Here is a 21398-nt window from a genome sequence, read left to right on the forward strand (position 1 = left end):
TGCCTCCTGCTTTATACTTCTTTCGCCGCTTTAAGCTGACGATTTAAGTTTATGATTTCTATGGTTAAATACTTCTGTTTCTGTTTATCTCCGGTACGTTCGGCTTCTTTCAATTCTTGTCTTTTTAATTGAAGCGTTGTTTCCAAAGGCGAACGATTAGCGATCACATCAATATAATCCTCAATCTCAGTATTGACGTACACTTCTCCTAGATCCATCCACAATATTTCTGCAGCTGTTTTCTTGTGTCCTGGATCTTTAATAAAATCCAGAAAAGCTTCTACATTATTCTCACCTTTATCTCTGAAATAGGATTCGTATAATAGATACAGTATTTGATACGGTTCATGCGGAAAAGTAAATTCGAAAGATAAGTTTTGCAATGTATACCATACATCATCATGATAGAAAAGTCTATTCAGCAGCATTTTTTCTGCCTGCTCGATAGAATTGGTTTTCGGTCTGTTCTGTCTCTTGATCTGAAAAGCATAAGTGTCGCTTTTTCTTTCCTCTTGTTTCTTTTTCAGTTCCTTTGTCCGGTTTTTCTGTGTTTCCAGCATATATTGCTGGAACTGTTCTTTTAAAATATCCTGACTTAACTCAAATTCTTGCGCAAGCTGATTAAAATACAGTTCACGTTCTACAGGAGAAGAAACGACCGTCATCTGCTTCAGAATCTTTTCAATATAGGAAACTCTCTCGCTTTCATTCTTAAGATTCAGGCCGTTTCTGTGATATTTCATCAAGAAGCTCATATACGTATCTCGGCCATGAACGAGAAAGTCATTGAAAGATTCTTTACCTCTAGTCTTTATATAATCGTCTGGGTCCAATTTTTCCGGAAAGCTGACAACTTCTATATTGAAATGAGTCTGATCTAAGAAGTATTCCATCGCTCGTTTTGAAGCATCAAGACCTGCTTGGTCCCCATCATAAGCAATGACCACTTTATCAGTTACGCGGTCCAGCTGATGAATCTGTTCCGTGGTCAAACTGGTCCCCATTGAAGCGATACCGTTTTTTATACCGGCCTGCCAAGAGGAAATCACGTCCATGAACCCTTCGAAAAGATAAACTTCTCCAGCTCTTCTGATTGCCGGACGTGCCTTATCATAATTAAACAGTACTTTACGTTTATTAAATAAATCCGTTTCAGGACTATTAACATATTTCGCTGTATGAAAAGATTGTGGACGTTCGATAGCAGGATCCTCGAAGATACGTCCTGAAAAAGCGACCGTTTGTCCTTTGCGGTCTCGAATCGGAAACATGATTCTGCCAGAGAACCTGTCCAGCAGCTGACCATCATCTCTATCGGAAAACAAACCAGAGTCTGGTAAAAGCGACTGCTCAATCGTCTCCTGATTTTCCAGATACAATTTCAGTGCATTTCTTTGCGGCGGAGAAAACCCTAATTTGAACGTTTCCAGGGTTTCCTTCTCCATACCCCTATCGATCAGATATTGGTATGCAGCCTCTCCGACCTTTGTATTCATCAGAATATGATGATAGAAATCGCTAGTTTGTTCATTGATCTGGAGCAGCTTGCTGAAACGGCTGTTTTCATTCGGCCTGTTTTGAGCAGACTGCTCTTTGATCGAGTCATCAAGAGGGATCTCAACGATCTCAGCTGTTTTAACGACAGCTTCCGGAAAGCTGATGCCTTCCATCTCCTGTAAAAAGCTGAAGACATTACCGCCTCTTCCGCAGCTGAAACAGTGATAAATCTGTTTTTTTTCATTTACTGAAAATGATGGTGTTCTATCTTCGTGAAAAGGACAATGTGCAAAATGGTTTTGTCCGGACTTTTTTAACTGGACATATTGAGAAACGACATTGACAATATCAGACGCTTCTCTAACCTGCGTAATGGTTTCTTCTGGTATACGAACCAATCCAATGCCTCCTCACTTTGCTGATCAATGTATAAAATATATTAAAAATGGAGCATAGTTAGCCTATAATAATCAACCACAAGTATATCACAGATCCCAGAAAATGCAAATTCCTCATCTAATCAATTTAGATGAGGAATAAAAAAACGATATTGAAAGCAACTCTTTACTTGTTGACTTTTTCTGCCAGTGTTTCAGTTCTTTTTCCTAATGAAGTCCAGACAAATTGAGAAATCAGAAAGTCGACCATACTATGTACGATCGTACCCACTCCTACCAGTAGAAAGACAGCGTAGAAGAAGCCTTCACTATAGCCGGAACCTGGAATGAATCCAAAAAAGAATAATGAGACAATCATCATCTCAGCAAGTCCATGAACACAGCCGATGATAAAAGAAAATATAGTGCTCTTTACTGGCGAAGTCAGGACCTCTTTTCTTCTTCCGACTAAGTATTTTGCTCCTAGGTAAGCAAATAAAACATGACTTAATGCACGAAGAACGATAACGATGGGAAAGCTGGCCAGCAAAAATCCGACAGCCGAACCTAAAGCGACTGCTACTGCAATACCTGGCGATAAAAACATGGCCAGAAAGATCGGTACATGACTAGCCAGCGTGAAGGAAGCTGGTTCTATTAGTACGCGTATCGGCATAACCATTGGAATGACAATAGCAATCGCTGTCAGCAAGGCTGTAATTGTCAGTCTTAAAGTATTTGATTTTTTAATTATACTCACTCCTTAGTTTACATTATGTATACACCTTACTTTACAGGTGTCATGACACTAATCAAGTATAACAATTTTTTCAAAATAATCAATATCTTTAATGGTATAATAAATTTTTTTCTTTCAAATCTGTGATAATGGCTTCCAGCGTATCTGAATCTTTTGCAGTAATCGTATGGCTGTGCAGTCCATTGGTCAACGCTGCTAACAAGGAAGTTTGGTGTTCTTTTATCTGCTGCATAAATGTATCGGCTTCTACTCGGTTCGAAATATTCAACCCACCAATCATCTCACCATAGACAGGATGTTCTACGATCACATCGATGACAGCTCCGCCGTGATCCACAATACAATATAGTTCTTCCAGTGTCTGATCAAAGGAATGCTGGCAGACAATCCGCTTTTTCACTTGGCCGACTAATGGTTCTCGCATAACATATCCCTTTGGTGTTGATAATATTTCATGACCTTCAGCCCTGAGCAAGGCTATGTCTCCAACAATAATCTGTCTACTTACACTAAACTGATCAGCCAGTTTGCGAGCAATTTTCGGTTCTGTCGATGAAGCCAAAGATAACAAGATCTGTTTCCGTCTTTTGTTTGCATCCATGCTGTTTCCTTCTCTCTTTCGAGTTGTTGACTACAGTTTAATATAAAAGAAAGCACTTGTCACAAGTGCTTTCTCAACTTAAGAAAGATTTTTTGATTTATTGAGCGAATTGAGCATCATATAAACGTTTATAGGCTCCGTTATGTGCTATCAGATCGTCATGTGTCCCTTTTTCTTCTATGCCGTTCTTCGTAACAACTGCGATTCGGTCAGCATTTTTAATTGTTGCGAGTCTGTGAGCAATAATCAGAGTTGTACGGCCTTCAGATAGTGAGTCCAGTGCTTCTTGAATTGCCTGCTCCGTCTCTGTATCTAAGGCTGAAGTTGCTTCGTCTAAAATAAGAATCGGCGGATTTTTCAAGAACATTCTGGCAATGGACAGACGCTGCTTCTGACCACCTGAGAGTTTGACTCCGCGTTCTCCAATAACTGTATTTAAGCCATTTGGCATAGAAGCGACCACGTCTTCTAAGTTGGCCAGTTTGACCGCCATTCTAACTTGCTCATCCGTTGCATTCAAATCACCATAGAGAATGTTTTCTTTGATGGTTCCAGGAAATAAAAAGACATCTTGTTGAACGACACCAATCTGTTCTCTGAGAGACTGTACAGTGATGTCATGGATGTTATGGCCATCTACTTCAATGCTGCCTGAGTCGATTTCATAGAATCTTGGCAGCAAGTTGCAGATGGTCGTTTTTCCAGCACCGCTTGGTCCAACAAACGCTATCGTCTCACCAGCCTGAATAGTTAAATTGATATGGTCCAGAATAGGATTATGCTCTTCATAACTGAACGTTACATCTTTATAAGTGATATTTCCAGCCAAAGATTCTACTGCGACTGCGTTTGGAGAGTCCTGAATCTCGGGATCCTGATTGATTTCTTCCTGGAATCGTCTAAAGCCAGCGATACCTTTAGGATAGCTTTCAATCATAATATTCACTCTCTCGATAGGACGCACAAATACATTCGCAAATAGGATGAATGAAACAAAATCTCCATAACTGATTTCTCCTTGGATCGTATAATAAGCTCCAAAGAATAAAGCGAATAAACTGATCAGTCTCATCAGCAAGTAATTATAGGAGCTGCTGATTCCCATCATTTTATAAAACAGATATTTGGACTTTTTGTAAGATTCATTCAATATTTTGAATCGATTGTCTTCATAATCTTCATTTGCGAAGGCTTGTACTACGCGAATACCGCCAACTGAAGCTTCAATTCCCGCACTGAAACCAGCCAGATCATCATAAATCTGATTGTTTACCTGCGTCATTTTTTTATTAAAGAAAGCCAGCGCTAGCGCGATCAGCGGAACCAGAAGGAAGGTCATAACGGCAAGTCGGACATGAATCGTCAGCATTAATCCAAAAGCGCCTAGTAAAGTAAAGATGGTGATGAAAATATCTTCTGGACCGTGGTGGGCAACTTCTGCAATTTCAAATAAGTCAGAAGTCAGTCTAGTAATCAGTTTTCCTGTTTCCCGGTTGTCAAAATATTTAAAGGATTGTTTCTGGATATGTTTATAAAGATCTTGCCGCATATCTGTTTCGATATTGGTTCCTAAACGGTGACCATAATAAGTAACGATAAATTGCAGAACCGTATTGATGACATAGATAGATAATAAGCCGATAGATACCCAGATAATCGTTCCCCACTCTTCTGTCGGCAAGATAGTATCTATAACCCTTTGAACGATAATGGGAAAAGCCAATTCTAATACAGCTACTATAATGGCTGAAGTAAAATCAAGTGTAAAAAGCCACTTATATGGTCTATAATAACTGAAAAATTTTTTAAGCACTTAAACGCCCCCTGTTTGATGATTGAAGTGACAGTGTGTCATTGTATAGTAAAATGCTGGAACAAAGAATCAGATTCTTTGTTCCGCATGTTGTTTTAGGACTTAATGACCAAGTAACTAAAGTCAGCCAAGGTACTGGTCAACTGATTGAGCTGTTTCAATAAGGCTAGACGATTGTATTTGATAGATTGATCGTCAGCCATGACCATATTTTCATCAAAGAAAGCATCGATAGATGGACTAAGTTCTTTTAGTGCCTGATAGCGAGCTGATGGTTCTTGATGATTTTGGAAGGTTTCTTCAGCATGCTGCACGTTATGGTATAAAGTCTTTTCTGATTCGGTCTCAAATAAATCTGAATCTACTAGGCTGTCCTCGTCAGCTTTTTGTGCCAAGTTGGCTGCACGAGTCAGTGATTCCGTTACTGGCTTATAAGTGTCGTTTTCTTTTTCTTGTGTTAACACATGTGCTGCTTTAGCAACTGAAACTAAATCAGTTTGATTTGAATTCAGTACCGCTTGTCTAATATCATAAGGAATTTCAACACCCATTTCCTCCGGTTGCTGCAGATATTGATCTAGACGGTCATTAATAAACTGAAGAACGATCGGCTGATTCTGTGCAATTCCTGCTTTCAGTTCAACATTGATTTGTAACTGTTCCTCAATCTTGTTCAGGATATCTTTCAATGAGAAATGACGTCCAGTGTTTTCAATCATCCGTACGATGCCCATTGCTTGTCTTCTTAAAGCAAATGGATCGTTTGAACCGGACGGTACTTGACCGATCGCAATAAACATCACTAATGTATCCAGCTTATCAGCCATTGATAAAACTGTGCCTACCGCTGTACTTGGAAGTTCGCCAGTGGCAGAAGTTGGCAGATATTGTTCTGATACAGCTTGACAGACTAAATCGTCTTCGCCTTTTTCTTTAGCCAGTATCGCCCCGATCTTACCTTGAAGCTTAGTAAATTCAATAACTGTACTGGTCACAAGATCAAATTTCAATAATTCGCTTGCACGTTCTAGTGCAGCTTTTTCATCTTTAGACAGATCAAATTCATCAGCGAGAATATGAGAAATCGTACCGATTCGTTTCTGTTTATCATAAATCGATCCTAATTTCTCGTGGAAAGAAACTTTTTTCAGCTGATCAACACATTCATCGATTGTTTTCTCTTGATCTTCTTTATAAAAGAATTTTGCATCAGCCAACCGAGCAGCCAGTACTTTTTCATTTCCTTTAGCCACTTTATCCAAGTGATCTGCTGATCCATTTCTCACACCAATAAAATGAGGCAGGAACGTTTCGCCGTCTTCAGAGTTGCGTACTGGGAAATAACGTTGATGATCTGCCATGGAGACCTCTAATACTGCTTCTGGCACATCAAGGAAAGCATCATTGAATGAGCCATAAAAGACTGTCGGCCATTCGACAAGATCAGTAACTTCATCTAGTAATTCTTGATTATCTAAAGGGACTTTCCAACCATGCTTCTGGCATAATGCTGTAATTTGATCAGCAATCTCTGTTTGTCTTTCTTCACGGTCAGCTAATACATACTGACCTTTTAAAGTTTCAATGTAGTGATCAGCTTGATCAATCGTGACAGGTTCTCCCAAGAAGCGGTGTCCAGAAGTCTGTTGGCCTGTGTTAACGCCAAATACTTCAAATGGAACAACTTTTTGATCTAAAAGAGCCACAATCCAGTGAATTGGACGGATAAACTTATAAGAATAAGTATTCCATTTCATACTGACCGGGAATGTCACTGACGTTATAACGTCAGCTAAACCTGGAAGAATTTCAGCTGCGTTTTTTCCTTTTGTAAATTTCTCAACAAAAATGTATTCTTCACCTTTTACTTCCTGAATGACGATATCTTCTGTTGAGGCGCCCTGTCCCTTCGTAAAACCGATCGCAGCCTTTGTCCAGTTTCCTTCTGAATCTTGAGCAATGCGTTTTGCAGGTCCTTTGACAAGTTGTCTGTCATCAGGTTGAACTTCTGCAAGACCCTCGACCTTAACAGCTAGTCTTCTCGGTGTAGAAAAAGGAGTGACTTGCTGATAAGATAAACCAGCTTCGTTCAAAAAGGCTTCAATGCGGTCTTTCAGCTGCAAGGCAGAAGGATTGATGACAGAAGCCGGCATTTCTTCTAATCCAATTTCTAATAAAAATGTATGTGTCATATTACTTCTCCTCCTTTTGAATATACTGGTCCAGCCATTGTGCTTTTTCTTCTCCGCTTAGCAGCGGAAACGCCAATTTTGCTCGTTCTGCAACAAATGTTTTAGCAATACTGTGTGCCATTCTGCGAATGCGTCTCAGAAAATCTGGACGTTCTGTGGCAGAGACTGACCCTCTAGCATCCAGCAGATTAAATGTATGACTGCATTTCAGTACACAGTCGTATGCTGGATGGGCTAATCCCTGCTCGATCAACGCTTGCGCTTCAGCTTCATATTCTTTGAAGTGATTGAACAGCATTTCTTGGTTGCTATAGTCAAATGCATAAGCAGATTGTTCATATTCAGGCTGTTTGAAGATTTCTCCATATTTAACTCCCGGAGCCCATTCAATCTCGTAGACACTTTCCACGTCCTGGATATAGGAAGCTAATCGTTCAAGACCATAAGTCAGTTCGCTGGTAACAGCATCCACTTCCAGTCCGCCAACTTGCTGGAAGTAGGTAAACTGAGTAACTTCCATTCCGTCAAGCCAAACTTCCCATCCTAGACCCGCACAACCCAGAGAAGGATTTTCCCAATTATCTTCCACAAAGCGAATATCATGTTCCAGCGGATCAATACCAAGCAGCTCCAAGCTTTTCAGGTATAGTTCTTGAATGTTGCTTGGAGAAGGTTTCATAACTACTTGAAATTGGTGGTGCTGATAAAGTCGGTTCGGATTTTCTCCATAACGGCCATCTGCCGGTCTTCTAGAAGGCTCGACATAAGCAGCATTCCAGGGTTCAGGTCCGATCGCTCTTAAAAATGTATAAGGGCTCATTGTTCCTGCCCCTTTTTCTGTATCGTAAGCTTGCATCAGCATGCAGCCTTGTTCTGACCAGTATTTCTGTAAAGTCATAATGATTTCTTGAAACGTTAGTGCTCTAGTCATTTATACTCTCTCCTTTGATTTAATCATAAAAAAACTCGTTCCTATACTGACACTTATCCATCAGTATAGGGACGAGTTTTCTCGCGGTTCCACCCTACTTCCAATTCAGTTTATACCTGAATCAGCGCTTTATTCCTGCACTCCAGATGCCTTTCAAAACGTCATCTCACTCGGCTCTCACTCCCCCGAATTCGCTGAATAGACAGATCATTTCTACTCTTTCTTTCACTGTGCATTTTCATTTGTTAAATTCTATCTTACACGAACAAGATATAATGTCAATCTCGAGTTATTGAACTTTAACAAAAAAACCTTTACTTTCAACTAAATCCAGAAAAGCTTGCTTGTATTTTAATCTATAAAATATGTGTCCCTGTGTTAATATGAATCAGAGTTTTACGAATCGGATAGATTGTGTGTAATCTATAAACTGCAAATAGCAGCAGTACAACTTTTATTATTACGGAAAAACAATCTGTCTGTTTCATTTTCACCAAGATTTTTCAAGGGTAACAATCTGATTATGCTGTTCAAGAAATTGGACAATTTCTTCTTTTTCAACTAAAGAGAAATCAATATAATAGACAGATTTATACTGCTGACTTGTAAATCGAACTTTGATTTTCTTTTTCTTTTCGATGATAAGCCAGTCTGACGTTTCTTTAAATTTGAATTCTCGGCTGATCAATCCATTCATAGATGAGCCGGATACATGAGGAATGATACCATTCTTGGTTAGTCCCTTGTTATATAAAGACAAAATCAGCATTGCTGAAGCAATCAGAGAGAGTATGTATCCCAATAAAGATGCTGATCCTAACCAGGCGATACCTAAAAAAGTGATAACAATTAAAGGTTGAAGACATTTTTCCGTTACAGTCAGCTGCTGCCGAATGATGATTTTACTGATCTGATTGATCATTTTATAAATTGCTAAGGTAAAAGCAGCAATAAAAACGAGTACAAAAAATATTTCCACAACTTTTCCTCTCCTTTAGACGGTAACCGGATCGGAAGAATACCTTAACCTTATTCTTCCGGTCTCTTCAATACACCGTCCCACTCATGCATGTGATCAATAAATCGTTTGCTTTTCAGTTTCAAGCCGACTAACTCTTCATAAAGCATATCAATTACTTTTCGAATGTCTTTTTTTGTTTCTTCAGAAACAGAGATCGTTCCTATTTTGTCAAAGGAAAGTACCGAAAACAGACGAATAAAATGAATGGCTTTAGGGTTGGCGTGAAATCTTCTTTCATCCTCAAAATAATGATTAGGACATAATAAGCCATGATACTTGCTGGAATAATCGAATGCCCCTTCGGTTCTGCCGCAAATGACACAACCTCTGAGTTCAGGCATTACTCCAAAATACCGCAAGAATCGGATCTCGAAAATATTCAATATAATCTCCGGGTCTTGTCGCTCATCCATCAATGACAACCCTTCTTTTAGCTGAGTAAATAAGCTGAAATCAGGTATTCGGTCTTCTAAAGCAGCATCTGCCAGTCCGCACGCATAGGTGGCGTAAGCATTTTTAAATATGTCCAGCTGAACTTGAGAATACGGTGCAATGTCTTTTGCGTCTCTCAGGAAACTCAGTCCCTGTTCTCTAATATCAGCTATATAAGTGCCGTGTGAAAAAGGCTGGATGGCACGTTTGAGTTTATTATTGGGATTTTTGGTACCGCGGACGAAAAACATCAGCTTTCCATATCGGTCAGTGAAGATTTTAACGAGATAATCTCTTTCCCGATGTTTGCGTACAGATAAGACAATGCCTTCAACTTCCTCTAAATGAGCCATAAAATCCCTCCATATAAAGGTAAAGGACGCTTCAAAAACCGAAACGTCCTTTTTGCTATTTAGTCAGTCACGATACAAACTGAATAATAAGTTACAACAAAACAAGTTAATATTCCTCATTATTGTATCCGTAATCCTGAAGATACGTTTGCTTGTCTCGCCAGTCTCCTTGAACTTTGACCCATGTTTCTAGAAAAATTCTGTCTCCCAGCAAAGCTTCGATATCTTTACGCGCAAGCGTACCGATTTTCTTGAGCATACTGCCGCCCTTACCAATTATGATGCCCTTTTGACTCTTGCGTTCTACGATAATTGTAGCATCCACTTTGACTTTATCATACTCATCTCGAACCATACGTTCAACAACGACTGCAACTGAGTGCGGAACTTCTTCACGAGTTAACTGCAGTACTTTTTCACGAATCAATTCTGAAACGATAAAGTATTCTGGGTGATCAGCAACTTGATCTTCTGGATAGTATTGCGGTCCTTCTTCCAGATAAGATGTCACAGTGCTTAATAAGCGGTCTACATTATTTCCTTCTGTAGCCGAAATTGGAATGATTTCATCGAACTCATACTGAGCATTGTAGTCTTCTATGATCGGCAGCAATTCATCAGGATGAACTTGATCGATCTTATTTAGGACTAAAAATACTGGAGTAGAAACATTTTTTAACTTCTCAATAATGAAATTGTCTCCAGGACCGCGTTTTTCAGCAACATTGACAAGGAACAGAACAACATCTACTTCATGGAATGTACTGAGCGCAGATTCAACCATAAAGTCGCCTAAACGGTGCTTAGGTTTATGAATACCAGGTGTATCGATAAAAATGATTTGTTCTTCTTCTGTCGTATAGATTCCTTGAATTTTATTTCTCGTTGTTTGTGCTTTATCACTCATGATGGCGATTTTTTGTCCGATCACACGGTTTAGTAACGTTGATTTCCCGACATTCGGTCTGCCGATCAACGAAACGAATCCAGATTTGTAAGCTTGTTCTTCTGCCATTTTATACCATATCCTTTGACTGGAAAGCTCCTGGAAGCAATTCCTCTACTGTTATTTCTTTTTTCAAGCCTTTTCTATTCGTCAGCAAGACTTTCATTCCCGGCGAAAAGAATTCAGCCATCACTTGTCTGCAAGCTCCGCATGGAGAAATGGGTCCGTCTGTATCCCCGGTAACTACAAGATAATCAAATGAAGATTCTCCTTCTGATACAGCTTTGAAGATAGCTGTTCTTTCAGCGCAATTTGTTAACCCGAAGGATGCATTCTCTATGTTGCATCCAGAATAAATTTTCCCTTCTTTTGTTGCCAGCGCAGCACCAACAGGAAACTTGGAATAAGGAACATAGGCTCTATCCAGCATATTTGTTGCTTGTTCGATTAATTCAGATGTTTGTTTATCGTTCATCGTGTCAACCTTTCTCTAAAAAAACAGATGATAGAACTTGGGAAGAAATATGATTGCTCCAACAATAACTGCAAATGTCGTCGTACTTAATACAGCTGCAGCAGCCATGTCTTTGACTTTTTTTGCCAGCGGGTGGAACTCTGTGGTTACAAGATCTACTAAATTCTCAATAACTGTATTTAATATCTCCATAACAATGACCATAAAAACAGACAGCGCAATAAATAGCCACTCTATGAGTGATAGCGATAGGAAAAAACCTAACAGTAAAGCAAATGTGCCGGCACATACATGCACACGCATATTTCGCTCTTCTTGAAAGGTTGTTTTGATTCCTTCAAACGCATATCGGAAAGAATCACCAAAGGTTCTATTCTTTTGCGGCAGCTGATTTTTATCGTTCAAGTCCATACTCCTTCAAAATATCTTCTTGCAATGTAAACATTTCTTTTTCTTCGGCTTCGGTCATATGATCATAGCCATTCAAATGAAGCAGTCCATGGACGATCAAAAAGCCTAATTCGCGTTCGAATGAATGACCGTATTCTTCAGCCTGTTCTTCTGTTTTGTCGATAGAAACAAATAGATCACCTAATACACGAGGCATATCTAATGCATCATCCAGCTGGATCATCCACTCGACATCTGTGTCGTCTTCCATCGCAAAGCTAATCACATCTGTAGCGTAGTCCTTGTCGCGGTATTCTTTATTGATCGCTTGGATTCTTTCATTATCTACTACCGTAACAGATAGTTCTGCGTCTGACTCGATATCTAATCTTTTAGCTGCAAATTCTAGAATATCTGTAATGAGTTTTTCAGAAGCCGGGCTCAATCGATTCGTTTCATCATAAAGTATTATATCCATTATTTAGTCAAATCCGTTTCTTTTTCATAAGCTTTGATGACTTTAGAGACGAGCGGGTGTCTAATGACATCTTCCGCTTCAAAGTGGACATGTCCTATGCCGGTTACACCATTTAAAATCTTTTCAGCATGGATCAGTCCGCTGCGTGTTCCATTAGGAAGATCTATTTGCGTCTTGTCTCCGTTGATAATCATTTTCGAACCAAAACCGAGACGAGTCAAAAACATTTTCATTTGCTGAACGGTTGTATTCTGTGCTTCATCTAAAATGACAAAGGCATCATCCAGTGTTCTGCCGCGCATATAGGCCAATGGTGCAACTTCAATGATTTCTCTATCCATTAAACGGTTGGTATGCTCAGTTCCGAATATGTTGTACAGCGCATCATAAAGAGGTCTCAAATAAGGATCTACCTTTTCTTTCAGATCACCCGGCAAGAAACCCAGCTTTTCTCCAGCTTCCACTGCAGGACGCGTTAAAATAATTCTTTTGACTTCTCCGCGGCGCATAGCTGCAACTGCCAGTGCCACTGCAACATAGGTTTTTCCTGTACCAGCAGGACCGATCCCTAATACAATATCATTGTTTTTTACTGAGTGGACATAGTTTCTTTGTCCGACATTCTTGATTCTGATCGGCCGTCCATCTCTATCTTTACCAATTTCTTCTTCATACATTTTAATAAACTGGGAGAGTTTTCCTTGTTGGGCCATTCTCACAGCTGAGAGGACATCAGAGCGCTTCAGTCTGCTTCCACGATCGATCAAGTTCTCTAATTCACCTAGAATCCCATCTGTTTTTTCAACAGCATCTGCGTCTCCAAGAATCTCTACTTGGCTGCCGCGGTTGTTGATGGCTACAGATAGTTCTTCCTCCAACAACTTAAGATGATTGTTTTGTGCACCGAATAGCGCAATCGCTTTTTCTGAATCATCAAAGATGTGAACTTTTTTTTGTGCATTGTCAGTCAAACAAATGCCAACTCCTTCGAATAGTTAAATAGAATACTTCTCTCAAATGATAGCATAAATACTGGCTAATCTCTACGAATTAAAGCAATATAATAGGGTTTATCTAGTTAAACACAGTGTAAACGGTCTGTTTTCCATGTTTCAGTTCAACCAGCAGCAAAAACAGAACAAAAAAGAGGCAGTGAGACACATGGTCTCAGCTCCCTCTAAACAGTGGTTATTGACTTAATTCTTTTTTTACAATTGAACTGACAAGACTGCCATCTGCTTTGCCTTTAACTTTAGGCAAGACAGCACCCATGACTTTTCCCATATCTTTCATAGAATCTGCACCGGTTTGTTCAATCGCATCGTGAACAATTTGAGTTACTTCATCTTCAGATAATTGTTCAGGAAGATAACGATCAACGATAGATAATTCTTTTTCAAGTTTTTCTACCAGGTCTTCACGACCTGCTGCTTTAAACTCGTTCAGAGACTCTACTCGCTGCTTTTTCTCACGAGATAATACAGTCAACTCTTCATCTTCTGTTAATTCTTCCCCTTTGTTGATTTGTTCAAGCTGCAGGGCAGATTTCAGCATACGAATCGTTGTCAGATTTTCGCGATCTTTCGCTTTCATCGCTGTCTTCATATCTTGATTTAATTCTTCTAACATCGTCAAATGGTTCACCTTCTTCAAAGAAAAGTGGTAAAAATCAGAAAGCATTCCACATTACTGTAAATTAAAATTTACGAGTTTTGCGTTTTCTTGCTTCCTCAGATTTCTTTTTACGTTTCACACTTGGCTTTTCATAGTATTCACGTTTACGGGCTTCTTTTAAAGTGCCAGTTTTAGAAACGGAACGTTTGAAGCGACGAAGAGCATCATCAAGATTCTCGCCTTTCTTGACATCTGTTTTAGTCATCGTTCTTCCCCTCCCCTCGTACGTTCAGGGCGTTCCATTTGTTTCATCAGTTGATTACTCACAATTGGTCTTCCCTATCAATAAATGATGTAACTGATTTCATATACAAAACCAATGTATAAAAAACAGTTCTTGCTCATTATATACAATCCTTATTTTTACGTCAACAGCAAATGGCAAAAAAAAGCACATTTCAAAAATTTTAACGTTTAAACAGATTGATCAGCTGGCTATAGAGCAAGTTTCGCATAAGCCAAACAATTCAAATCTATGGGCAGTTACTTGACATCCAGGCAGTTGACTTGAAAACATGTCAATTGGACAATCTTCTAACCCAATCGTTTTTCCACATTCTGTACAGATGAAATGGTGATGGTGGTGTCCATGCAGTTCGCAGCTGAATCGGAATAATTTTTCTCCATTGAGTTCCGTTTCTTCTACAACAGAAAGATCAACAAAAGTATTTAGATTTCTGTAAATGGTATCAGGACTAATACCAGGGAATAAGGGTTTTAATGAGTTTTGTACTTCTTTCGCTGTCATATATTTATCTTGATTATATAACAATTCTAATATTTTCTGACGTTTACCAGTTGTTTTATATCCATTATTTTTTAAAGTGATTACAGCTTGTTCAAAAGCAGTCAAACAGATCGCTTCCTTTAAATTAGTTTATTATATAATAGCGGAGATGGTTTGAAATATCAAGATGTCCTTGTTGCTTCCCTTCTATTGCTTCCTTTAGTATACTTATGAGATAAAATAGAAAGGATGAACAGCTTTGACTGATGACTCACTATCCATTTACGTATTATCAGATTCTGTTGGGGGAACAGCTAGTAATATCACTAACGCAGCTCTTTCTCAGTTTCCTGACGTGCAATGTAATTTTAAGATTTTCTCGTTTATCAGAGAAAAAGACCAGTTGATGTGTATTTTGAAAAAAGCCCAAGAAGCAAATGCCGTCATTTTGCACACTTTTGTTGAAAAAGAACTGATCAGTACGATTCATGACTTTTGTTTTGAACATGAACTTACTTGCTTTGATATATTGAATCCCATCATTAAAGAAATCCGTGCAAGAACTAATATTGAACCACAATTCAAGCCTGGTGCCATGCATAAACTAGATGAAGACTACTTTGACAGAATCGGTGCTATGGAATTTGCAGTCACTTATGATGATGGTAAAGATCCTAAAGGCTTTTTAGAAGCGGATATCGTGATTTTAGGGATCTCTAGGACCTCTAAAACTCCCCTCAGCATTTACTTGGCTAATCAAAATTATAAGGTAGCCAACCTCCCGCTGATGCCCGAATCAGAAATTCCAAAAGAACTCTGGCAAGTCGATCCGAAGAAAATCGTTGGATTGACAAATGATGAAAGTAAACTTTCCAGCATTCGCAAAGAACGAATGATTTCTTACGGAATGAATCCTGACACCCCCTACTCCAGCAAAGAGCGCATTCAAAAGGAAATCAAATACGCAGAAGATCTTTATAAAAAGCTCGGTTGTCAGATCATCAATGTCTCTAATAAATCAATTGAAGAAACAGCAGCAATTATTGTCAATTCATTTGCCGCTCAAATCTGACCACTTGTTAAACGAGGCTGGGACATGAGTTTCAAAGGAACGTTATTTCGTAAAAATACACAAGCAGAAAATCCATCAAATCAAGGATTGAATATCCATGGTTTGATGGGTTTTCTTTTTAGCTAGTTTTATCCCTGCCTTGTTTTAATATTTAGTCTTTAGATTGTGGGTTTTCCTTGAATATCAAGCTGAGTATAAATGATGCAAAGGCTAAAACGACAACCATAAAGAATCCTCCTCTGATTCCACTGATCGAAATTGCCGTTTGCACCCCTTCTGTTTCGGCAGTAAACGACTGAGGCGAAGCAGTGAAAGACGAAACGACCGACATAGCAGCAAATACTAAGGTGATCGCAAAGCTTGAACCTACTTGGCGAGCTGTCTGGCGGGCTGGAGTCGCATGACTCATTTCCTCATCTGGGATAACATTCATTCCAGCAGTAGTAACAGCAATGTTGAACAGTCCAAATCCCAGCGTAACAAGCAGATACATTCCGATAATGGTCCAGATTGGTGTGTCCATCGTAACCAGCAGTAATGACAACGTACCTAAAAACATGATAAAAGTTCCGACGACTCCCAGCTTGGCAATACCGATTCGATCATACAGCCTTCCAGATACTGGTGAAAGAAATGCTTTTAACAATCCGCCTGGCATAACGATCAATCCAGAAATCATTGCAGAACGTCCTAGAACGCCCTGGACGTACATTGGCATAATATTTGTGATACCGCTGTTGACCATCAATCCAAGCATGCTGATCATTACAGCAATCGCAAAAAATCGATTTCGGAATAAACTGACATCCAGCATAGGCTCTTCTAACTTCAGATTTCTCCGAATGAACAAGACGATAAAGAGACATCCGAACAGTGACATGAACCAGGCGGCAACCGAATCCAGTCCTTCTGTTCCTACTACAGATAACCCGTACAATAAACTCCCGAATCCTATTAAAGAATAGCGGATAGATTTCCAGTCCAAGGTGGGATCTTTCAGCGGCAGAACATCTGCTAGTATAAAATGGGTAAATGGAATGACGATCATTGATCCGATGAATAAAAAATAATAAATGAAATGCCATGAAAAAGCATCGACCACGAAACCGCCAAGCACCGGACCGATTGTGGGACCGATTCCTAAAACAATGCCCATTAGACCTAATACGCTTCCTCTTTTCTCAACAGGAGTGATGGTGAGCAGGATCGTTTGCATTAGAGGAATAATCATCCCTGCACCTACACCCTGCAGCAAAGCTCCTGTCATAACAAATCCGAAGTGAATACCAGAACCAGCGATTAATGATCCAGTTCCAAATAAGATCATCATCAGGATAAAAAGGTTCCTTGAACGGAATTTATTCATTGCAAAGGCCGTTATAGGAACCATAATTCCTTTGACTAAGGTGTAACCCGAGATGGTCCATTGTCCAATGGATGGAGAAACATTTAGTGATTCGATCATAGTAGGAAGTGCTGTTTTGATAGCGGTCTGATTGAAAATGACCATTAAGGCACCGGCAAACAGCACAGCGTAGGTTTGCCAGTATGGAATAGAGCCGCTATCTCTTTTGTCTAGTTGATCTTTTGCTTTAATCGTAATTTTTTGAGGTATTTGCGTTAAAATCACGCCGAAGATTCGACTCCTTTTATTTTAGGATTGGCTAGATACAATAAAAAAGGAAATCATTTTTAATGATTTCCAGTACAACTTTATAACTATATCCTATTAGTCTATTGAACGCCATTCTTGACGTCAATAGTTAATGCTTAATACTGTTTAAAATTATCAGTTATATTTTAAACAATTTTTTTACGTTTGATTTTTCCATCCCAATCTGCGTATCCGCCTTTTAAGATATAAAGATCTTTATAGCCTTCTTTTTTTAAGACGATAGCTGCTCTTCCGCTTAAGGCTTTTTTTTCATCGTATAAATATATAGGCTGATCTTTTCTAAGCTCGTTGGCTCTCTGTTTCATCTGCAGATAAGGTATGTTTCTGGCACCCAAGATATGACCAGCATCAAATTCGTCTTTCCCTCTTACATCAACAATTTGTGAACGACGCATATTCTGCTTGAACTCTTCTTTAGAAACCACTGAAGCGGCATTCTTTCTTCTAAAGTATTGAATAAGTTCCCATATTGCCCATCCTATAATCGCAATCCATAAAATAAATGTTATTAAAGTAAATCCATCCAAATTCATACTTCCTCTCTATCTTAATCACTTATACAGTTTACCTTAATAAACCGTTTTTTTCTAGTACTGATTTAAGTTGATTCAGAAACGAGTGTATGAATTTCTGATTGATCATTCAAATCAATGACTTGCTCGTACTGCCATCCATAAAGGATATATCTCTCGGATGGAGATAAAGCAATAGGTGCATTTTCCGGTAAATCAATCACCTTTTCCATTGATTTATCTGCAAAATTTAAGATATATAATGAGAAAGATCCAAGATTTTGACTCAGGTCAACGGGTTCATCAGGGATAGAGCCCACGATCATTCCATCTCTTTGACTTTGTGACAAATAAGGAAGCTGAAGTCGATCACCCATCTGCACTTTAGGAATCGTCAGCGCGCCTTGAGAAACTAAAAAAGGATATTCTTTCATCAGATGAACTTCATCGTCGTTAATGTCTGATTCGCTGAGCGTAATGACTGTATCTTGATGAAGAAAGAAATTCAGCGTTTCAGGGTTAAGCTTTTGTTCCGATTCTTCTGAACGTATATCACCAATATAAAATCCGTTATCCTCCTCATTCATATAGAGAAACAAGTTAGAGGAATACCATTTCGGTTCAATCGCCGAAACAGAAGCAGAAGTGATTTCATTGCTTTGGAGATTCCATGTCTTAACCTCTGCAGTCTCTACAGCAGTTTCCGAGTCCATATTAAAATACGATAAAAATAGCAGATCTTCATTCACATGATTCCAATCCACATTGATATAACCAGAATATTCAAGCGGAGTTCTTCTGACTTCTTCTCCCTCTTGATCGATGACTGCTGCTTCCATGGTCTGGTTGGAACCTTCTTGTAAGAAAACCTTATCTGCCTGCGGGCTGATTTGAATTGTAAGAATAAAGTTGTCTGTAGAATAGATTTCATGTCGTTCACCGCTGCGAATATTCATTCTGACCAACTGCTGCGTTTCTTGATCGCCAAGGTGAACGAGAACTTCTTCTTCTCCGATCCAGCCAACAATTTTTTGAAGAACTTCTTTTGACTGATCAATTTGAGTAAACGGCTGTTCAGGTTCCTCAACCTGATCCGGTGCAGAGGGTTTTTCTGGTTGACTAGAAAAACTGCAGGCAGACATAAAGAGGGTGCTCAGCAGCACAAGAAACAGACTATTGACCCATAGCTTATTTCTATTATGCAAACTGACCACCCTCTACGATTGTATGATTTATCTTATACTAGCATAGAAAAGAGGGATTTTTCATGTATTAAGACTCCAAGAATGTCTGATTCAAAACCAGTGAGCTTGCCCCGATTACTCCTGCATCATTTCCTAATTCTGCAATTTTAATCTTCGTTGAACGATAAATTGGAGGAAAAGCGTACATCTCAAAGTTTTTACGAATTCTCTCTGCTAAGAATTCTCCTGCTCTAGACACACCACCGCCGATGACGATCGTTGACGGATTCAGCATGTTTGCTACATTACCGCAGGCTAATGCTAAGTAATCACATACTTTATCTACAATACTTAAAGCAAATGTATCGCCGTCTCTGGCTGCATCAAATACAGATTTTGCATCTACAAACTCTCCATTATCAATACTTTCTTTCAATGATGAATCTCCAGAAAAGCTTTCTGACATATCTCTAGCAAGCCGAACAACTCCTGTTGCGCTGGCTACAGTTTCTAAACAACCATCATTTCCGCAAGTACAGTGATAACCGTGTGGTTCTACAACGATATGCCCAATTTCTCCTGCTGCGCCGGAAGCACCGCGAATCAGTTCTCCATTCAAGATAATTCCACCGCCTACACCAGTTCCCAGTGTGATGAAGACAACGTTCGGTTCATTGTTTCCTGCACCAACCCATTGTTCTCCAAGCGCGGCAACGTTTGCATCATTATCGATGAAAAATGGAATACCGGTCCCCTCTTCAATCATTTTTTTTATGAATTGAGTCGTTCTCCAGTTCAAGTTGTAAGCCCCGATAACAGTACCTTCAGAATGATTGACATTTCCAGGCGAGCCCATTCCGATCCCAAGAAAATCATCTTGACTCATGTTATAAAGGTCTAAGTGATGATTGATTGACTCGATAATGGAAGGGACAATTCTAGTCCCTTCTTCTGTAACGTCTGTTTGGATACTCCACTTTGTCTGAATCTGTCCTTCAAGATTCAAAATAGCAAATTTTGCCGTTGTTCCGCCAAGGTCGATACCAATTAATTTTTTCTCTGTCATAATTTCCCTCCGCTATTTTTTAGTAGTATAAAGCGCCTGTTCTCCACCAGCCTATAATAAATAGTAAAACCAATATGCCACCGAAAATCAGCCCGTATTTAAACTGTACTTTTTTCCCGCTGATCCAAGCGTTCGGTGCGGAAATAGCGTAAGTAAGCAAATACCCACCGCCTAGTCCTCCTAAATGTCCAGCCATATCGATACCGCTGCTAAAAAATCCAAAAATAAGATTGATCACAATCAAAGCTAAGAACCTTCTTGACATATCTTTGATTTGATAACTATTTGGAAAAAGCTTCGGCAATGCCAGTGTCGCACCGAACAAACCGAATAGGGCAGTACTAGCACCAGCAGATAGAGAATCGTTAAATGCAAAGCTAGCTGCATTTCCGGCTACTGCACTCAGTAAGTAAAGCAGCAGATACCGCCAGTGACCGACTATGCTTTCAATCTGAATGCCTAAAAAATAGATAATGATTCCATTAAGCAGAATATGCTCTATCCCAATATGCAAGAAAACAGGTGTGATGAGTCTCCACCATTCTCCCATAACAATTAAAGGATTTATTTTTGCCCCTAATTCATACAAAACAACGGGATTAGTGCTGCCGCCCATAAGCGTTTCCAAACCAAACATCAAGACTGTAATTCCCAGTAAAGCATAAGTAATATATGGTTTTCTCTGCCACCTTCTAAGTGACATTTTCATTTGTGGAGACATACTTTTTATACTTCCTTTACCAACAATTTAACTTCAGTATACCATATTTTATACAATCGTAAATATGGTATTCCGAAAGGCGAATAAAAAATCCCCAAAACAGTTCGTTAAAACCGCTTTGAGGATTTTTAAAATGAATTTTTATTCCATGTTGCCGTCCAAATCTTTTTTGAATGATTTTGCGGCATCTAGATTGTTATCTTTTCTTTCCTGATCTTTATTTTCTTCCGCCGTATCCATGCCTTTGTCGCTGATGTGTTCTTCATCTAGGGAGTCCGTCAAACTCGTCGTTTCTCGGGTGCCCTCTATTGATACTACATGAGCGGCTTGCAAATACACTTTCTCACCTGTTTTAAGATGAAATTCATGAAAATAGGGATGTTGCGAGCTTCCGCTTGATTCTTTTAGCATTTGATGAATTTCCTCTGGCTCCAACTGGATCATAAAGAGTTCTCCATTAGTCATACTCACTTTTGACATTTTGCTCATTCCATTCACCCT

Annotated in this window: 23 protein-coding genes; 1 reads left to right on the plus strand and 22 read right to left on the minus strand. The window is 39.2% G+C overall.

All coding sequences use genetic code 11. The features are described 5' to 3' along the window. Positions 1 to 11: 11 nt before the first annotated feature. From dnaG to B6F02_RS06345, 16 genes are all read right to left on the minus strand, one after another. The gene (gene dnaG, locus B6F02_RS06270; RefSeq protein ID WP_080146509.1) at positions 12 to 1895 is read right to left on the minus strand and encodes a DNA primase; all 1884 of its coding nucleotides are present in this window, start codon (positions 1893 to 1895) and stop codon (positions 12 to 14) included. A 166-nt stretch (positions 1896 to 2061) separates the two neighbouring features. After that, positions 2062 to 2625, minus strand: a complete 564-nt coding sequence (locus B6F02_RS06275) for a hypothetical protein (protein WP_080147391.1) — start codon at positions 2623 to 2625, stop codon at positions 2062 to 2064. 97 nt (positions 2626 to 2722) lie between these two features. After that, on the minus strand, positions 2723 to 3235 hold the full coding sequence (locus B6F02_RS06280; RefSeq protein ID WP_080146510.1) for a transcription repressor NadR: 513 nt from the start codon (positions 3233 to 3235) through the stop codon (positions 2723 to 2725). 97 nt (positions 3236 to 3332) lie between these two features. After that, complete coding sequence (locus B6F02_RS06285) at positions 3333 to 5048, minus strand: ABC transporter ATP-binding protein (protein WP_080146511.1); 1716 nt, start codon at positions 5046 to 5048, stop codon at positions 3333 to 3335. A 95-nt stretch (positions 5049 to 5143) separates the two neighbouring features. Next, complete coding sequence (gene glyS / locus B6F02_RS06290; RefSeq protein ID WP_080146512.1) at positions 5144 to 7240, minus strand: glycine--tRNA ligase subunit beta; 2097 nt, start codon at positions 7238 to 7240, stop codon at positions 5144 to 5146. A gap of 1 nt (position 7241) precedes the next feature. Further along, entirely contained in the window at positions 7242 to 8171 is a 930-nt protein-coding gene (gene glyQ / locus B6F02_RS06295; protein ID WP_080146513.1) for a glycine--tRNA ligase subunit alpha, read from the minus strand. A gap of 490 nt (positions 8172 to 8661) precedes the next feature. Further along, complete coding sequence (locus tag B6F02_RS06300) at positions 8662 to 9150, minus strand: hypothetical protein (RefSeq protein WP_080146514.1); 489 nt, start codon at positions 9148 to 9150, stop codon at positions 8662 to 8664. A 50-nt stretch (positions 9151 to 9200) separates the two neighbouring features. Continuing rightward, positions 9201 to 9977 (minus strand): DNA repair protein RecO, encoded by a 777-nt coding sequence (recO, locus tag B6F02_RS06305; RefSeq protein WP_080146515.1) that lies wholly within the window; start codon positions 9975 to 9977, stop codon positions 9201 to 9203. Positions 9978 to 10083: 106 nt separating this feature from the next. Continuing rightward, on the minus strand, positions 10084 to 10992 hold the full coding sequence (era, locus tag B6F02_RS06310) for a GTPase Era (protein WP_080146516.1): 909 nt from the start codon (positions 10990 to 10992) through the stop codon (positions 10084 to 10086). Position 10993: 1 nt separating this feature from the next. Continuing rightward, positions 10994 to 11398 carry a cytidine deaminase gene (locus B6F02_RS06315; RefSeq protein ID WP_080146517.1) on the minus strand — a complete coding sequence of 135 codons (405 nt, stop codon included), beginning with the start codon at positions 11396 to 11398 and terminating at the stop codon, positions 10994 to 10996. Positions 11399 to 11413: 15 nt separating this feature from the next. Continuing rightward, on the minus strand, positions 11414 to 11809 hold the full coding sequence (locus B6F02_RS06320) for a diacylglycerol kinase family protein (protein WP_080146518.1): 396 nt from the start codon (positions 11807 to 11809) through the stop codon (positions 11414 to 11416). Then, a complete protein-coding gene (gene ybeY / locus B6F02_RS06325) occupies positions 11793 to 12266 on the minus strand; it encodes an rRNA maturation RNase YbeY (protein WP_080146519.1) in 474 nt (157 codons plus the stop codon). The genes B6F02_RS06320 and ybeY overlap by 17 nt, the downstream gene beginning before the upstream one ends. Beyond that, positions 12266 to 13237, minus strand: a complete 972-nt coding sequence (locus tag B6F02_RS06330) for a PhoH family protein (protein ID WP_080146520.1) — start codon at positions 13235 to 13237, stop codon at positions 12266 to 12268. The genes ybeY and B6F02_RS06330 overlap by 1 nt, the downstream gene beginning before the upstream one ends. Positions 13238 to 13454: 217 nt before the next feature. Next, positions 13455 to 13895, minus strand: coding sequence for a GatB/YqeY domain-containing protein (locus B6F02_RS06335; RefSeq protein WP_372924829.1), 441 nt, complete (start codon positions 13893 to 13895; stop codon positions 13455 to 13457). A 67-nt stretch (positions 13896 to 13962) separates the two neighbouring features. Then, positions 13963 to 14145: a 30S ribosomal protein S21 gene (gene rpsU / locus B6F02_RS06340; protein WP_080146522.1), complete on the minus strand. Its 183-nt coding sequence runs from the start codon at positions 14143 to 14145 to the stop codon at positions 13963 to 13965. 222 nt (positions 14146 to 14367) lie between these two features. Next, positions 14368 to 14793, minus strand: coding sequence for a Fur family transcriptional regulator (locus B6F02_RS06345; RefSeq protein WP_080146523.1), 426 nt, complete (start codon positions 14791 to 14793; stop codon positions 14368 to 14370). Between the two features lie 133 nt (positions 14794 to 14926). On the opposite strand from B6F02_RS06345, the gene B6F02_RS06350 reads away from it, so the two are divergent. Beyond that, on the plus strand, positions 14927 to 15739 hold the full coding sequence (locus B6F02_RS06350; RefSeq protein ID WP_080146524.1) for a pyruvate, water dikinase regulatory protein: 813 nt from the start codon (positions 14927 to 14929) through the stop codon (positions 15737 to 15739). A 151-nt stretch (positions 15740 to 15890) separates the two neighbouring features. Here B6F02_RS06350 and B6F02_RS06355 read toward each other — a convergent pair whose 3' ends face one another. The 6 genes from B6F02_RS06355 to B6F02_RS06380 form a co-directional block, all read right to left on the minus strand. Further along, positions 15891 to 17369 (minus strand): DHA2 family efflux MFS transporter permease subunit, encoded by a 1479-nt coding sequence (locus tag B6F02_RS06355; protein WP_080146525.1) that lies wholly within the window; start codon positions 17367 to 17369, stop codon positions 15891 to 15893. A gap of 170 nt (positions 17370 to 17539) precedes the next feature. Then, positions 17540 to 17947, minus strand: a complete 408-nt coding sequence (locus B6F02_RS06360; protein WP_080146526.1) for a rhodanese-like domain-containing protein — start codon at positions 17945 to 17947, stop codon at positions 17540 to 17542. A 65-nt stretch (positions 17948 to 18012) separates the two neighbouring features. After that, on the minus strand, positions 18013 to 19131 hold the full coding sequence (locus B6F02_RS06365) for a YqgU-like beta propeller domain-containing protein (RefSeq protein ID WP_080146527.1): 1119 nt from the start codon (positions 19129 to 19131) through the stop codon (positions 18013 to 18015). Positions 19132 to 19198: 67 nt separating this feature from the next. Then, positions 19199 to 20176, minus strand: coding sequence for an ROK family glucokinase (locus tag B6F02_RS06370; RefSeq protein ID WP_080146528.1), 978 nt, complete (start codon positions 20174 to 20176; stop codon positions 19199 to 19201). A 19-nt stretch (positions 20177 to 20195) separates the two neighbouring features. Further along, positions 20196 to 20897, minus strand: coding sequence for a rhomboid family intramembrane serine protease (locus B6F02_RS06375; RefSeq protein ID WP_080146529.1), 702 nt, complete (start codon positions 20895 to 20897; stop codon positions 20196 to 20198). Positions 20898 to 21038: 141 nt separating this feature from the next. After that, positions 21039 to 21341, minus strand: a complete 303-nt coding sequence (locus tag B6F02_RS06380) for a hypothetical protein (protein WP_080146530.1) — start codon at positions 21339 to 21341, stop codon at positions 21039 to 21041. Positions 21342 to 21398: the final 57 nt, after the last annotated feature.

Origin of the sequence: Marinilactibacillus piezotolerans (assembly GCF_900169305.1) — a bacterium.
In the GTDB taxonomy this organism is placed as follows: Bacteria; Bacillota; Bacilli; order Lactobacillales; family Carnobacteriaceae_A; genus Marinilactibacillus; species Marinilactibacillus piezotolerans_A.

Coding starts and splice junctions, on each gene's coding strand:
- B6F02_RS06280 (WP_080146510.1), bottom strand. CDS start 3,235: ATGGATGCAAACAAAAGACGGAAACAGATCTTGTTATCTTTGGCTTCA.
- glyS (WP_080146512.1), bottom strand. CDS start 7,240: ATGACACATACATTTTTATTAGAAATTGGATTAGAAGAAATGCCGGCT.
- glyQ (WP_080146513.1), bottom strand. CDS start 8,171: ATGACTAGAGCACTAACGTTTCAAGAAATCATTATGACTTTACAGAAA.
- recO (WP_080146515.1), bottom strand. CDS start 9,977: ATGGCTCATTTAGAGGAAGTTGAAGGCATTGTCTTATCTGTACGCAAA.
- era (WP_080146516.1), bottom strand. CDS start 10,992: ATGGCAGAAGAACAAGCTTACAAATCTGGATTCGTTTCGTTGATCGGC.
- B6F02_RS06315 (WP_080146517.1), bottom strand. CDS start 11,398: ATGAACGATAAACAAACATCTGAATTAATCGAACAAGCAACAAATATG.
- B6F02_RS06320 (WP_080146518.1), bottom strand. CDS start 11,809: ATGGACTTGAACGATAAAAATCAGCTGCCGCAAAAGAATAGAACCTTT.
- ybeY (WP_080146519.1), bottom strand. CDS start 12,266: ATGGATATAATACTTTATGATGAAACGAATCGATTGAGCCCGGCTTCT.
- B6F02_RS06335 (WP_372924829.1), bottom strand. CDS start 13,895: ATGTTAGAAGAATTAAATCAAGATATGAAGACAGCGATGAAAGCGAAA.
- rpsU (WP_080146522.1), bottom strand. CDS start 14,145: ATGACTAAAACAGATGTCAAGAAAGGCGAGAATCTTGATGATGCTCTT.
- B6F02_RS06360 (WP_080146526.1), bottom strand. CDS start 17,947: ATGAATTTGGATGGATTTACTTTAATAACATTTATTTTATGGATTGCG.
- B6F02_RS06370 (WP_080146528.1), bottom strand. CDS start 20,176: ATGACAGAGAAAAAATTAATTGGTATCGACCTTGGCGGAACAACGGCA.
- B6F02_RS06375 (WP_080146529.1), bottom strand. CDS start 20,897: ATGTCTCCACAAATGAAAATGTCACTTAGAAGGTGGCAGAGAAAACCA.
- B6F02_RS06380 (WP_080146530.1), bottom strand. CDS start 21,341: ATGATCCAGTTGGAGCCAGAGGAAATTCATCAAATGCTAAAAGAATCA.